This window comes from Subtercola sp. RTI3, from assembly GCF_035018625.1.
GTDB lineage: Bacteria > Actinomycetota > Actinomycetes > Actinomycetales > Microbacteriaceae > Subtercola > Subtercola vilae.
Genome location: NZ_JASJXO010000004.1, coordinates 64,785 through 77,936, shown reverse-complemented (window position 1 = coordinate 77,936; position 13,152 = coordinate 64,785). Strand labels below are relative to the sequence as shown.

The 13,152-nt window shown below is 64.4% G+C and carries 12 protein-coding genes and 1 pseudogene; 4 read left to right on the top strand and 9 right to left on the bottom strand.

Annotated features, from left to right (window positions below; translation table 11 throughout):
- Positions 1-40 precede the first annotated feature (40 nt).
- From QN358_RS03080 to QN358_RS03070, 3 genes are read left to right on the top strand one after another with little or no spacing between them, the layout of a single operon-like run.
- On the top strand, positions 41-772 hold the full coding sequence (locus tag QN358_RS03080; RefSeq protein WP_323511551.1) for a PIG-L deacetylase family protein: 732 nt from the start codon (positions 41-43) through the stop codon (positions 770-772).
- Position 773: 1 nt separating this feature from the next.
- The gene (locus tag QN358_RS03075; RefSeq protein WP_323511550.1) at positions 774-1,478 is read left to right on the top strand and encodes a 4-carboxy-4-hydroxy-2-oxoadipate aldolase/oxaloacetate decarboxylase; all 705 of its coding nucleotides are present in this window, start codon (positions 774-776) and stop codon (positions 1,476-1,478) included.
- Positions 1,475-2,599, top strand: a complete 1,125-nt coding sequence (locus QN358_RS03070; RefSeq protein ID WP_323511549.1) for a PrpF domain-containing protein — start codon at positions 1,475-1,477, stop codon at positions 2,597-2,599. The genes QN358_RS03075 and QN358_RS03070 overlap by 4 nt, the downstream gene beginning before the upstream one ends.
- A gap of 219 nt (positions 2,600-2,818) precedes the next feature.
- On the opposite strand, the pseudogene QN358_RS03065 reads toward QN358_RS03070, so the two are convergent.
- The 5 genes and pseudogenes from QN358_RS03065 to hisD form a co-directional block, all read right to left on the bottom strand.
- A pseudogene (locus QN358_RS03065) lies at positions 2,819-3,334 on the bottom strand (HupE/UreJ family protein); the annotation flags it as partial.
- 827 nt (positions 3,335-4,161) lie between these two features.
- Positions 4,162-4,509 carry a type II toxin-antitoxin system PemK/MazF family toxin gene (locus QN358_RS03060; RefSeq protein ID WP_323511548.1) on the bottom strand — a complete coding sequence of 116 codons (348 nt, stop codon included), beginning with the start codon at positions 4,507-4,509 and terminating at the stop codon, positions 4,162-4,164.
- Positions 4,503-4,748, bottom strand: a complete 246-nt coding sequence (locus QN358_RS03055) for a CopG family transcriptional regulator (protein WP_323511547.1) — start codon at positions 4,746-4,748, stop codon at positions 4,503-4,505. The genes QN358_RS03060 and QN358_RS03055 overlap by 7 nt, the downstream gene beginning before the upstream one ends.
- 196 nt (positions 4,749-4,944) lie before the next feature.
- The gene (locus tag QN358_RS03050) at positions 4,945-6,618 is read right to left on the bottom strand and encodes a glycoside hydrolase family 13 protein (protein ID WP_323511587.1); all 1,674 of its coding nucleotides are present in this window, start codon (positions 6,616-6,618) and stop codon (positions 4,945-4,947) included.
- A gap of 30 nt (positions 6,619-6,648) precedes the next feature.
- The gene (gene hisD, locus QN358_RS03045) at positions 6,649-7,980 is read right to left on the bottom strand and encodes a histidinol dehydrogenase (RefSeq protein WP_323511546.1); all 1,332 of its coding nucleotides are present in this window, start codon (positions 7,978-7,980) and stop codon (positions 6,649-6,651) included.
- 78 nt (positions 7,981-8,058) lie between these two features.
- Between hisD and QN358_RS03040 the strand changes: the two genes are divergently transcribed.
- Positions 8,059-8,985 (top strand): LysR family transcriptional regulator, encoded by a 927-nt coding sequence (locus tag QN358_RS03040; protein ID WP_136641804.1) that lies wholly within the window; start codon positions 8,059-8,061, stop codon positions 8,983-8,985.
- A gap of 18 nt (positions 8,986-9,003) precedes the next feature.
- On the opposite strand, the gene QN358_RS03035 is transcribed toward QN358_RS03040, so the two are convergent.
- The 4 genes from QN358_RS03035 to QN358_RS03020 form a co-directional block, all read right to left on the bottom strand.
- A complete protein-coding gene (locus QN358_RS03035) occupies positions 9,004-9,807 on the bottom strand; it encodes a nitrilase-related carbon-nitrogen hydrolase (protein ID WP_323511545.1) in 804 nt (267 codons plus the stop codon).
- Between the two features lie 23 nt (positions 9,808-9,830).
- Positions 9,831-10,982 (bottom strand): hypothetical protein, encoded by a 1,152-nt coding sequence (locus QN358_RS03030; RefSeq protein ID WP_323511544.1) that lies wholly within the window; start codon positions 10,980-10,982, stop codon positions 9,831-9,833.
- Positions 10,983-11,010: 28 nt separating this feature from the next.
- The gene (locus QN358_RS03025; protein WP_323511543.1) at positions 11,011-11,991 is read right to left on the bottom strand and encodes an ester cyclase; all 981 of its coding nucleotides are present in this window, start codon (positions 11,989-11,991) and stop codon (positions 11,011-11,013) included.
- Between the two features lie 116 nt (positions 11,992-12,107).
- Positions 12,108-13,112 carry a LacI family DNA-binding transcriptional regulator gene (locus tag QN358_RS03020; protein WP_323511542.1) on the bottom strand — a complete coding sequence of 335 codons (1,005 nt, stop codon included), beginning with the start codon at positions 13,110-13,112 and terminating at the stop codon, positions 12,108-12,110.
- Between the last annotated feature and the right edge of the window lie 40 nt (positions 13,113-13,152).

Genomic DNA, 13,152 nt, shown 5'->3' with positions numbered 1-13,152 from the left:
AAACAATATGTCACAGTGGTGCCACCTGATAGGAGGCTCAATGTCGAATCCATCCACTCTTCTGGTCGTCACCGCGCATCCGGGCGACTTCGTCTGGCGCGCTGGAGGCGCGATCGCACTGGCACACTCTCGAGGCCAGCGCGCCGTCATCGCCTGCTTGAGCTTCGGCGAGCGAGGCGAATCCGCCAGCGCCTGGCGTGCCGGTAAGAACCTCGAGGAGATCAAGGAGATCCGCCGCGCAGAGGGTCAGAAGGCCGCAGACCTGCTCGGTGCCGAGGTGCAGTTCTTCGATGCGAACGACTATCCCCTCCGCGAGACCGACGAACTCATGCAGCAGCTGATCGATCTCTACCGGTCGGTGCAGCCCGACGTCGTGCTGACCCATGCCGCGGCCGACCCCTACAACATGGACCACCCTAAGGCAGCGGAGATCGCCCTCGCGGCCAGGGTTCTGGCGCAGGCCCCTGGCGTGACCGGGCCGGGCGAGGTCATCGGCGCTCCCCCGGTGTTCTCCTTCGAACCGCACCAGAGCGAGGTCTGCGGCTTCGTGCCGAACGTACTGCTCGACATCACGGAGGTCTGGGAGACCAAGGTCGCAGCGATGAACTCACTGGGCGCCCAGGGTCACCTCGTCGACTACTACACCGACCTCGGAAAACGCCGCGGAGTGCAGGCGAAGCGCAACAGCGGGCCGAACCTCGGTCTGCCCGTGCACACCTTCGCCGAGGCATACCAGCGCATCTACCCCCAGGTGACCGGGGAGCTGAACTGACATGGCGAAGAATTATATCGTTCGAACCATCGACCGCGCCGACCCCCCGGTCATCGCCGAACTCGCCGGCGCAGGAGTCGCGACCGCACACGAAGCAGCCGGTCGCGTCGGCCTGATCGGCCCGAACGTCGTCGCCCGCCAGGCGGGAAGCGCCGTGGCGGGCTCAGCGGTCACCGTCTCCTGCCAGCCGGGTGACAACCTGATGATCCATGCGGCGGTCGAGATTTGCCAGCCGGGAGACATTCTGGTGGTGACCACGACCTCCGTTTCGACCGATGGGATGTTCGGGGACCTCCTGGCGACCTCGCTCCGTGCGCGGGGAGTGGTCGGCCTCGTGATGGATGCCGGGGTGCGCGACATCGCAACCCTCCGCGAGATGGGCTTTCCGGTCTGGTCGCGCGCCGTGCACTCACAGGGCACCGTGAAGGCCAGTCCCGGATCGGTGAACGTGCCGGTCGTAGTCGACGGCGCCATCGTCAACCCCGGCGACGTCGTCGTCGCAGACGATGACGGGGTACTCATTCTGCCCCGGTCGACCGCCCCGACCGTCGCCGAGGCGAGCAGGCGCCGCCTGGCCAACGAAGAGGAGAAGCGCTCCGTGCTCGCCGCGGGCACCCTGGGTGTCGACCTCTATGGCCTCCGAACCCTCCTCGCCGATCTCGGCGTCGAGTACGTCGACCGGCTCCCCGGCGAGTCGACGCCGTGACCGCCGCCACTCGCGCGGGCTCCGACGGCGTGAAATCCAACAGTGCGGGCTCCGACGGCGTGCGCGCCATGCTGTTGCGTGGCGGCTCGTCGAAGGGCGTCTACTTCCTCGCCGAAGACCTGCCGGCCGATCCGGGTGAGCGCGATGACCTGCTGCTTCGCCTGCTCGGTTCACCGGATGCCCGTCAGATCGATGGGCTCGGCGGCGGGCATCCACTCACCAGCAAAGTCGCCGTTGTCTCACCGACTGCCGAAGACGACGAAGAGGCCGACGTGGAGTACCTCTTTCTGCAGGTCGTTCCCGACCGACCGATCGTGAGCGACGCACAGACCTGCGGCAACCTGCTCGCGGGAGTGGGTCCGTTCGCCCTCGAACGAGGTCTCGTCGAAGCGGCCGGCGAAACGACAACCGTGCGCATCCGGAGCCTGAACCCCGCACCGAACATCGTCGTGGCCGAGGTGCAGACCCCGGATGGGAGAGTCACCTATGACGGCGACGAAGAGATGTCGGGCGCCCCGTTCCCCGCGGCGCCCGTGGCCCTCGGCTTTCCGGGCGACGGCTCATCGATCTTCCCCACCGGCAACCGCACCGACGTGTTCGGCGGCCTGCGGGTCAGCTGCGTCGATGCCGGGATGCCGGTGGTGCTGCTGGCGGCCTCCGATCTCGGTGTCGTGGGCGACGAGACCCCGGCCGAACTCGAGGCCGACGAGCAGTTGCGCCAGAGGATCGAGGCAGTGCGGCTCGAGGCGGGGCCGGCCATGGGCCTCGGCGACGTCTCGGAGAGTACCGTACCGAAGATGAGCATCGTCTCCGAAGGCCGGGACGGCGAACTGGTGTCCACCCGAACCTTCATCCCTCATCGCGTGCACGAGGCCATCGGCGTGCTCGGCGCGATGTCGGTGGCCGCTGGCGCCCTCACCGAGGGCACCGTCATCTTCGTGGCGGACGGTTCAGGAGATTCGGCGGCGAGGGGCGGGCGCTACCGAGTCGGGCATCCAACCGGCAGTCTCGAGGTGGGCCTGGAGGTCGCCGACGACGGCAGGCTCGCCGAGGTCGTGCAGAGCACCGTCGTGCGAACGGCCCGCAAACTCTTCGACGGCACGGCCTGGCCGCGTAGCTGAAGCGCCCCTCCGGCGTCGCACGGCCAGGAGCGTGAGCGCGACCGCCGCCAGCGACAGTGCGACCACGACGAACGGTGCGGCCCCCTCGAGCTCTTCCGCGACATCTGCGACGGCGTTCGGCAGGCCGATCCGGGCGAGCAGCCAGCCCGCTGCGGCGATGCCGGCGAAGGAGGCGGCCGCGACGCGGAGCGGCGGGTACGCGCGGGTGCGGGCGAGCAGGATGAGCGGCGGCAGCACGAGCGCCACGACGGTGAGCTGCATCAGCTCGATTCCCAGGTTGAAGCCGAGCAGGCTGAGCGCGAGCTGACCACCGGAGAGGTCGAGTTCAGTGAGCGTCGCCGAGAACGTCATGCCGTGCACCATCCCGAAGACGCCGGCGACGAGCGCCTCGCGCCTAGGGAAGATCGGGCGGACCGCGTGCGCCGCCGCGACCAGGATGCTCACCGCGATCGGCGCCTCGACCGCCTGCTGCGGCACCGGCAAGCCGAGAGCACCGAGCGCGAGCGTGACCGAGTGCCCGACCGTGAACGAGAGCGTGATGGCAGCGATCCGGCGCACTGCACGGCGAGGCGGAGCGACACCCGACCAGCGCAGGCCACCCGGGCGGTGACCGGCGAGGCGACTCAGAGGGTCGCCCGAGCCCAGAGCGAGCAGCGGCGCCGGCAGCAGCAGGGTCAGCAGGAACAGCTGGTGGTCAACGCCCTCGCGAATATGGTCGATTCCGAGCGTCACCATCCCTGCGAACCCGGCGAACGCGCTGCCGTCACCGAGATCCACGGTGAGCGACGAGACCACACCCGTTAAAGTGCCGAGGCGGATCGTGCCGATCTCGCGCGTGCTCCCCAGGCTTTCGGATGCCCAGTCCGACCGAACAGAGACCAGCACGATGTGCGTGATCTCCTTGTCGACCACGACGGTATTGCCGAGGTCGGATGTTCGCGCGTCCGCACCGGACGGCGGCACCAGGTGCGCCACGGCGGTGATGTAGCCGAAGACGCCCGTGCCCAGTTCCTCGGTCGAGCCGCTTCCCAAGGTGTCGACGGTCACCGTCCAAGCCTGGCCGTCACTCGTCGTGGGAGTGAAATCGGCGAGGATGTACGCCCGCAGTTCGTCTTCGCGCGCGGCCACGTCGGCGGCTGAACCCGATCCGAGATCCAGACCACTTTGCTGAGTACGAGCGCAGCTTCAGACCCGTCGTTGAAAAGATTCAAGCTGAAGCCGTCGACTTCGGTGTCGCCACATTCTTCCCGAAAACCGAAGATGCCATCCAAGCCCGCTACGCGTTCCTCGCCGGCAATTGAGCTCGGGCCAAGAGCAGTCCTGACGAATGTTCCAGAAAGGTAAACCTTAACGAGGCATATTGCGCCGCCGGTGACCAGTGGAGAAATGTCCAGAGAATCCGCAGTTGCGGTTTGTCTCAAAAATTCATCTTACAATCACGCCTGTCTCCCTCCTGTTTCTAGGGGTTTCTAAGACAGGACGGCTGTGGGAGCTTGGGGATGACAGGGAAGGGCCGTTCCAGAACTACCGACATCCTTTCGACCCCTGCTTCGCTGCCCGGTCTACAGTCCAAGAACGAGTCGAATTCCTGAACTGATCTCGGAGAGTAAATATGAGGGAACGTGGCCCGCCGGATAGGGATCGAGGAACTCGCGGCTGACTGGCCCGACCTGAGAGACGACGGCGACGGAGTCCTTCTCGAGCCCCGACGCCTCTGCAGGAAGCAGAACGTTGCCGGGAAACGCCTCAAGTCCGATGTTCGAGGTCAGTGGAACGACCTGCACCGAGGCGATGCTCGTTGCCAAGAGCCAGTCTTCCTGAATCACGACCGCCGGCCGAACTTTCGCCGGTTCCGACCCCCTCGGCGTGCTGAAGTCGACCCAGACGACATCGCCGCGCGCCGTCACCATTCGGTTCCACCACGCATCACACGCTGCGACTCACGCAGGAACAAGCCGTCACCCGATGGTTGCCCCGTGCGAGCCAGGACCGCATTCGCAATCGCAGAGAGTTCCGACGCGCCCTCCAACTCGTCGGCGAGCCGTTGCGCAGCAAGTCGGTAGAACTCCGACCGGTTCATACCATGCTTGTCGGCCACACGCTCGAAACGCTCGAAGTCACCGTTGGGAACTGATATCGCCGTCTTCATACTTAGAGTATAACCATTCATACCAGATGGCGGGAGTAAATAGGCGCGCCCACGAAATGCCCGCAAACGTGCATGAACGATGCACATCTCAGGTGATCACCTAAGACGCGACTTCCGCACCATCACTGGAAAGACCCATCGAATTCAGGGGCCTTCGTCGGTTCGAGCCCGACGGGGCCCACCCCAAATTGTTCACTCAGAGTGACGTGATCAGCCAGGCCGTGGTCGAGCCTGGGAGGAAGCCATGTTCGAGTGGTGCGCTCGAAATGAGCACCTCCCCCACCGGCAGAACCACAGGCGACGAACCGAAGTTCGTGACCGATGTCCAGCCGTTCTGTCTCCGGAACATCAGAACTGCGTCGGCGCTCGTCTGCAGCCATTCGAGGGACTCGTCACACTGCAACCGCTGCCGTAGCGCAAGCGCACTTCGGTAGAGCGAAAGAGTAGAACCCGCGTCACTCCCCTGCACTTCGACCGAAAGCCGACCGAACGACGCCGGTTGCGGCAGGTGAGCCGCCTGGCTACTGAATCCGAAGGACGGGCCTGACCTAGTCCAGGGCATCGGTATCCGACATCCGTCGCGACCGATATCGACACCCGGATTCCGATAGAAGACGGGGTCCTGCCGACTCGCGGGTGGCAGGCTGGCGACTTCGTGCAGACCAAGCTCTTCACCTTGAAAGAGGTACGACGAGCCCGGCAGAGCGAGCTCGAACAATGTGGCGGCGAGGGCCCGCCGCAGGCCCAGTTCGGAATCGAGAATGGGTACCTCCCCACCGCTGAGCAGCCATTCGCGACCCTGTTTGTCTGGCCGCCCCGCGAGCGGGGGGAGGCCATAACGGGTCGCGTGTCGCACCACGTCGTGGTTCGACAGCACCCAGGTCGTAGAGGAACCTGATTGGGCGGCAAGATCGAGATTGAATGTCACTATACGTCGGAACGATTCGGCTTCGAAGTCCGCCTCGAGAAGATCGAAGTTGAAGGCTTGGCCGAGACCCTCGGCACGGGCGTAACGAACACGCCGCGATGGATCCACCCATGCCTCCGCGACAGCGGTACGCGGCGGGTCGTACGTGTTGAAGACTGTGCGCCATTCTGCATAGATGTCGTGAACTTCATCGCGATCCCACAGGGGGTGCGTTCCGTCCCTCGGCATGACGTCGAGTTCGGCCTGAGAGGGTAGTTCTAACGGCAGTTCCTTCGCGAGGCCGTGGGCGACGTCGATTCGAAAGCCATTGACACCCCGATCAGCCCAGAACCTCAGAGTGCGCAGGAAGTCATCGCGAACCTCACGATTCTTCCAATTGAGGTCGGGCTGTTCCGCTGCGAAGTAGTGCAAGTACCATTGGCCATCACCTGCGGCTGTCCACGCGGATCCGCCGAAAATGGAGGTCCAGTCGGCAGGAGGCAACCGTCCGTGCTCGCCGAGACCGTCACGGAACAGATATCGCTCGCGCGCGAGGGAGCCCGGGGGCGAATCCAGTGCCTCTCGAAACCACTTGTGTCGGTTCGAGGTGTGATTCGGCACGATGTCGATGATGATGCGGATTCCACTCGAACGCAGCGCAGCCACCATGTCATCGAAGTCGCTGAGTGTACCGAGGTTGGCGTCGACAGCGCGGTGATCGTCGACGTCGTACCCGCCATCGATGAGCGCCGACGGGTAGAACGGGCTCAGCCACACGGCGTCAATTCCCAGCGCCTTCAGATAGGGCACCCTTTCGGTCACTCCGGCGAGGTCACCGATGCCGTCACCGTTCGAATCGGCGAATGAGCGCGGATAGACCTGATAGACCGCCGCCTGACGCCACCAGGCATCTCTGTTCGGGCGGAACGGAGCGCCGGGCTCGATCGTCTCACGGATGATCATGTTGTTCTCGGTCACCCCAAGTGCCCCGTCCTAATGCGCTGCCTCGGCACCGTACGTGGCAAGACGCATGGTGGCCGTGGCACTGTGCGCCGCCATGCCCTCAGAATCCGAGATGATCTGTACCGCGTTGGCGAGATCAGGCGTGGCCCCCCGTGAGACGCGCTGGTAGGTGAGAGGTTTCAGAAAGCGCCCTACCGACAGTCCGGCGCTGTGCTTGGCGCCGCCAGCGGTGGGAAGCACGTGATTCGTCCCCGCCATGCCTTTGTCAGAATATGCGACGGTGCTCCAGTGACCCAGAAAGAGCGACCCGTAGTTGCGGAGGGCATCGTGGTACCAGTCGTCTTCAGCGGTCAGGACTTCGAGGTGTTCCGGGGCGAGATCATCCATCAGGGCGACCGCAGTTTCGCGGTTGTCTGCCACGGTGACAACCCCGTAGTCGCGCCACGCCGGGCCGGCTATCGGCTCCGTGGCGAGCGTGGCGAGCTGGCGGTCGACGGCGTCGATCACGGCCCGGCCGTGACTGTCAGAGGTGGTGACCAGGGCAGCTGGCGAATTCGGGCCATGCTCAGCCTGACCCAGAAGGTCAGCAGCAACAATCTCGGGATCGGCCGTCTCGTCCGAGATGACGGCGACCTCGGAGGGGCCCGCCAGCAGATCGATCGCAACAGACCCGAAGAGCTGACGTTTCGCCTCCGCGACGAAGGCGTTGCCTGCCCCCACCAGCATGTCGACGGGCAGTTCCCCGAGCAGACCGTAGGCCATGGCCGCCAGCGCCTGGACGCCGCCGAGCACGAACACCCGGTCGACGCCCGACAGGTACGCTGCGTACACCACAGCGTCGTTCGCGCCCCCGTTCGGTTGCGGTGGCGTACAGGCGATCACGGTGGGCACGCCAGCCGCCTTGGCGACTCCGACGGTCATGAAGGCACTGGCCGTCAGGGGGAAGCGGCCGGCGGGAAGGTAGGCGCCGACTCGGGCGACGGGTACGTAGCGGGCGCCGGTGACAAGGCCCGGCACGAGCTCGGTCTCGAAATCGGAGAGATGAGATCGTTGTGCAGCCGCGAAGGCCTGTGTGCGCGTGGATCCGAGCTCAATGGCCTCGCGGAGGTCTGCAGGCAGCCGGTCTCCGCTCGTCGCGATGTGCGCGGCGGTGAGCTCGATGTCAGTGCCGTGATAGTTGTCGAGCTTGCGAGCATAGTCGAGGATCGCGTCGATGCCGCGGTTCTGGATGTCGGCCAACATCGACGAGACGGTGGCGATGACAGCGGGGTCGCGCTGCGCGGCAGGTGCGTCGATGAGGGGAGTCTTCAGGTGATGAAAGGAGCCTTCGAGGCTCTGCAGGAGGGCGGGGCTGTATCGCATGACCAATAGCTAAGCTTCGTTGCTGCTACAGCACAAGCCTGGTGGATCCGATGTTTGCCATCGGGTTTACCATTGGTTATGACGATCGCGCAGCTCACTGCCTTTCTTGCCGCCATTCGGTGTGGCTCGTTCACCGCCGCTGCCCTCGAACTCGACTCGACTCAAGCGTCGGTATCGGAGCTCATAGCCCGCCTCGAGCGAGAGCTGGGAGTTCGACTTTTCACCCGAGGTGCACGCCGACTCACCCCCACCGATGCGGCGATTGCCCTGCAGTCGCACGCCGAGCTGGCCCTCAGCGCTATATCGAACGGCGTGGAGACCATCGCTGCCATCAATTCCCTTGAAGGCGGCATTTGCACCTTCGGAGTGTTGCGCAACGCCGCCTACTACGATCTGGCCGACCTGGTGCAGCGGTTCCACCTCCTGTACCCGAACGTGAAGGTGCGACTCGTCGGTCTCAACTCGGCGCTCGTAGCCGAGTCGATTGCGGCAAACGAGATCGAGGCGGGCTTGATCGTGCTGCCGGTCGACGAGGCAGGCCTGCGCATCACTCCCCTGTTTCGCGACGAGGTGCTCTACGCCTCAACACTGCGCTCACCGAACGATGGCCCCGTGCACATAGCGGAGCTGGCCCGAGCCAAGCTCGTTCTCTACGACGCGTACGCGGGGTGGAGGGATCCCACTCGTCGGCAGCTGCTCGAGCGTGCCCGACTTCAGGGCATCACGATCGATCCCGCCATCGAGGTCGAGCACGTCGAGACCGCCTTGAGCCTGGTCGCAGCGGGTGCGGCGGATACCATCGTGTCGCGAACGATCGCCGAGTCGTCGACATTCCCGCCAGGCATCCTGGTGACGCCGTTCACAGATCCGCTTTTCGACACCATCGCTCTGGCCCAGCGCGAGGGGGCCTACCTCTCCCCCGCGACCCAGCGTCTTGCCGAGCTCGCCGAATCGACGTTGCTTACTGCGGTGGGCGAACATGTGGGGCGCTCTCAAGCAGGCTGACCGCTCGGCTCCAACATCTCAGTACAAGTGAGGTCGACGGTCTCCAAAGAGATCGTTATGAGGAGGGAGGGACTTGTCGCCTCGAACACCAAGAACGAGCGTCTGCACAGCGCAGCCGGATGCGTCGGGTACGGCGGACACCCAGCCTCCGCTGTCAATGACCGCAGTTCCCTCAGTCCACTCCACGCCGCGCTCCGTACCGACCCTGTCTGCGATGACCGTGGCGAGCCGCGAGGAACGCGCGGCAGCCATCGCCTGGATGATCTCCGGAGGCCGCTCACCGTTCGGCCGCGGCACTCGCGGCCAGTTCACCGGAAGCGCCAGCACGTCGGCCCCGCCCAACGCGAGCCTGCGAGGCACCTCCGGAAATTCATTGTCGTAGCAGATCGCAACACCCAACCGACCGAAGGGCACCTCGAAGAGCGCCCCGGCAATGCTTCCCTTCTCGAAAAGCCCGGCCTCCGCACCCCACAGGTGCGATTTGCGGTAGTCACCGATCCATTGATCGCTGGTGAACACCGCGGCGGAGTTGTAGAGGTGGTGTTCGGCGCGTTCGGCATAGCCCACGACCGCAGTGACACCCGGCGCCAGAACCGCGGCGAGCTCGGACCAGAGGGGATCGTCTCGAGTGATGGAGGCCTCGGCAGCCTCATCGCGATCGGTGAAGACGTATCCGCTTGTAGCAAGTTCGGGGAGCACGATGAGTTCTGCGCCGGCGGCGACGGCATCCTTCAACGCGACCCGGATACTCTCAGCGTTGCTCGCGACCTCGCCCAGACGTATCTGGGGCGAGGTCGCGGCAACGCGGAGGGACCAAACCATAATAGGCGTGAGAGCCTCTCGACTCAGTCGTCTTCCGTCGCGGTCACCATCACTCCAACCGGAGCGAGATATCCATTCGGATCGATCATCCAGTCTGCGCGCCGGGCGGCCTCGACGACCTCCGGTGCCCAGTCCAGGTAGACGCGGTCGTCGCCGCCGTTGATGACGAGCAGTTCGCCGAAGCCCGAATCGCCACCTTCGACGCAGCGGAACTCGCGCCAGCTGCCTTCCGGTACCGAGAACGAGTCCGACGACCCGAGCTCCACGGTCGTTGTCGGGTCGCCATTCAACGTGATCTCCCACCGGCCCGATTTCACGAGCAGCGCCTGGGTCTTGTCATGGCGGTGTCGCAGGAGCCCTTCGCCCGCGGCGGCGCGAATCCAAGCGACGTTGAAAGAGTGTGGTTCGTGAATGCGCGGCACCTGGCGACGGTCTTGCGTCATACCGTAGCCGATCGCCAGGCTGAGTTCAGCACCGCCGCCGGGAAGCGCCGCGCACAGCAGGGCGTTGCGGCTGTAGACGCGATCGCCCGGCTGCACGACGCGCGTGCGCAGTTCGTCCACTGAATAGGTGGACAGCTCGTCGATGTAACGCTGCTGCATCGGCGTGATCAGCGGAACGTTCTCAGGCACGACATCGCCGGCGACGGTATCGATCAGCCGGTTGTCGGCGGTGAGGTGCAGGCCATATGACTCCGCCTCCTTGAGCACAGACGGGCCCCAGATGATGCCGCCGGGAGCATCGCGACCGAGCACGGTATAGAGGATCGCCTCATCAGGTCCCTCGTTGGTGAAACCGCGAAAGATCCAGGTGGGGATCGAGACGATGTCGCCGTCAGTGCTGACATACTCGCCCTGCTTGCCGTCTACACCCCAGCGCAGACGGAACGTGCCCCCCAGATTGATGAAGACCTCGGCGGTGAAGTGGAGGTGGAGATTGTTGGAGATTCCGTTGGGCATTCCGGCCGCGCCGGTGTTGAAGCCGTGGTTCTCGGTCAGGTTGACGACCTGACTTGCGTTCTGGGAGACGCCGGCCCCGATGAAGGCGTAATTCTCCTTTCGGTCCGACCCCGGTGTGCGGCAGTCGATGAACGCTGAGTTGCAGGCAACCCAGTCGCTCTTGCGGATGGTGCGTCGTTCCACTTCTGCGTGATCGATGATGACGTCGATGCTCATGAGTTTGCTTCTTTCCGTGCTGAGACTGTCAGTAGATGTTGGTGGGCCCGGTAGGCTCGTCGCCGCGCATTCCAGCGATCTGGGCCCTTAGTGCGATGTCATCCCAGAGGCGCACCTCTTTAGCGAGGGCGCCTTTGTGGAAGGTGAACTGCGACATGCCCAGAACGTCGACGGATTTGTTGGTGGTCGGCCCGTAGTTCGGCTGACCGTTGTAGGCACCGACGAACTTCCAGGTGACGGCGACCCGGAGACCGGCGTAGCGCACGTCGTAGTTCGTCTGTATGTCGCGGACTTCGAACTCTCCCGCCGGGAATGCCTCGAGGAAGCGAAGCAGTGCGCGCCGGTATCCTTCGGGGCGGATGATCGTTCGGTTGCCGACGGTCTGCAGCACCAGGTCGCGGTTGAAGAACGACTCGACCCTCTGAAGGTCGCGTTCGTTCCAGACAGTCTGGATCATTTCGAGTACCGATTGCACTTCGGAACGGAAATCATCCGGTCGAGGGCCGGAATCGCCACAGACGATCGGGTCGATGGGGGCCGGTTCCAGCCAGGATCCCGCGTAACCCCGGAACGCCTGAGCGCGGGCGAGCGCGTCGAGGTCGTCCCCCCGTTCCAGGGCGCCGGCCAGTGTGTCACGCACGACCCACTCCTCGACCATGCGCCCTCGACGATAGAGGCAGTTCGCGATGGTGCGGCTGACTTCAGGAGCTTGCAGGTGGCCGGAGAGAACGAGATGTGAGCTGAGAAAGGCATCGTCGCCCCGGGCTTCCCAGATCACATCTTCGGCTTGGCCTGTTCGGTCGGGCGTGGCCGAGATGCGCATCAGAGTGCCGTAAATGACCTCTGCGCGATTATCGATCGTTCCATAGCCCCCATGCACGATGGAGTCGGGTTCGTAGTTTTCACGGATGAAGCTGATCGAGCGATCAACCCAGATGAGGTCTGTGACCTCGCGGATGAAATCGTCGGGGTCGGCATACGGTTGATAAGCGACCGGATCGAGAGGCACGCTTGCGCTCCTTCTTTGTCGTGGCCCGTTGCACTGATGCGTCACGGGCCGTGGATATTTGGCAGCGTATACGTATGCACGAGTGAATGCAAGGAGACCAGCTCGGCAACCGGAGATCAGTCCGAGAGTGGGGCCGACGAGAGCGTTCGACGTTCGACAAAGGACGTCTCATATTCGACATGGAGCACGGAGGCATCGGGCTGTTCGATGCGGCGGGTGATCAGCCGAGCTGCCTCGCCAGCCATTGCGGTGAGATCGTAGGCGATTGTCGAGAGCTCGATGATCGGCCAGGAGGCCGCTGGCAGATCATCGAAGCCGACGATTGACAGGTCACCGGGAACCGAAACGCCCCGTCGGCTCGCAGCGTTCAGTGCCCCGTAGGCCACGACGTCGTTGGCGCAGAAGAGGAGAGTGGGGGGCGACGGCTGGCTGAGCAGCGAGGTTGTCGCCTCGTCTCCCGTGCGTGTATCGAATGGCCCGCGCCTGATGTCATCCGGACTGAGACTGAGGCCGTTTGTCGCCAGGGCCGCGCGAAGGGCCACCTCACGGGACTGCGCCGTGCTCGTGTTGCTCGGGCCGAGTACAGCACCGATTCGAGTGTGCCCGAGAGCGACAGCCCGAGAGGCGGCCGCTTCGAACCCGGCCGTTGGCTCCACTACGGTCGCGTCGGCGTCGACGAAGGATGTCGTCCGGTTGAAATAGACAAACGGCAGACCATGGTCGCGCAGGCGCAGCGGTACGACGGAATCCACGGTCGTCGTTGCGAGGATCACCCCGTCGAGGCCGTTTGCGATCAGCCGCTCGACGATCGTGTCGTTATCTGCCGTCTCCGTGTGAAGCATGAGCTGATAGCCGAGCCGTTCCAGCTGGAGGTGAACCGGCGCAATGATGTGAGTGTAGAACTGATTCTCGATATCGGTGATGAGAAGGCCGATGCGACGGGTACGGCCGGAGGAGAGGGCTCGGCCCGCTTCGCTGGGTACATAGCCCAGCTGTTCGGCTGCAGCCCGTACCTTGGCCTTCGTCGCCTCGGAGACACGAGGGTCGTCACGAAGAGCCCGGGAGACCGTGGGCTGCGAAACGCCGGCTAGTCGCGCAACATCCCGGCTGGTGATGGCCATTTCTTTCCCTCAAAGTCGATGGAGGGTTGACCCTCCGTGC

Bases quoted from the DNA above. Each gene is read 5' to 3' on its own strand.
- QN358_RS03035 (WP_323511545.1), bottom strand. From the start codon at position 9,807: ATGGTTTGGTCCCTCCGCGTTGCCGCGACCTCGCCCCAGATACGTCTG.
- QN358_RS03060 (WP_323511548.1), bottom strand. From the start codon at position 4,509: ATGGTGACGGCGCGCGGCGATGTCGTCTGGGTCGACTTCAGCACGCCG.
- QN358_RS03030 (WP_323511544.1), bottom strand. From the start codon at position 10,982: ATGAGCATCGACGTCATCATCGATCACGCAGAAGTGGAACGACGCACC.
- hisD (WP_323511546.1), bottom strand. From the start codon at position 7,980: ATGCGATACAGCCCCGCCCTCCTGCAGAGCCTCGAAGGCTCCTTTCAT.
- QN358_RS03020 (WP_323511542.1), bottom strand. From the start codon at position 13,112: ATGGCCATCACCAGCCGGGATGTTGCGCGACTAGCCGGCGTTTCGCAG.
- QN358_RS03055 (WP_323511547.1), bottom strand. From the start codon at position 4,748: ATGAAGACGGCGATATCAGTTCCCAACGGTGACTTCGAGCGTTTCGAG.
- QN358_RS03075 (WP_323511550.1), top strand. From the start codon at position 774: ATGGCGAAGAATTATATCGTTCGAACCATCGACCGCGCCGACCCCCCG.
- QN358_RS03040 (WP_136641804.1), top strand. From the start codon at position 8,059: ATGACGATCGCGCAGCTCACTGCCTTTCTTGCCGCCATTCGGTGTGGC.
- QN358_RS03080 (WP_323511551.1), top strand. From the start codon at position 41: ATGTCGAATCCATCCACTCTTCTGGTCGTCACCGCGCATCCGGGCGAC.
- QN358_RS03050 (WP_323511587.1), bottom strand. From the start codon at position 6,618: ATGATCATCCGTGAGACGATCGAGCCCGGCGCTCCGTTCCGCCCGAAC.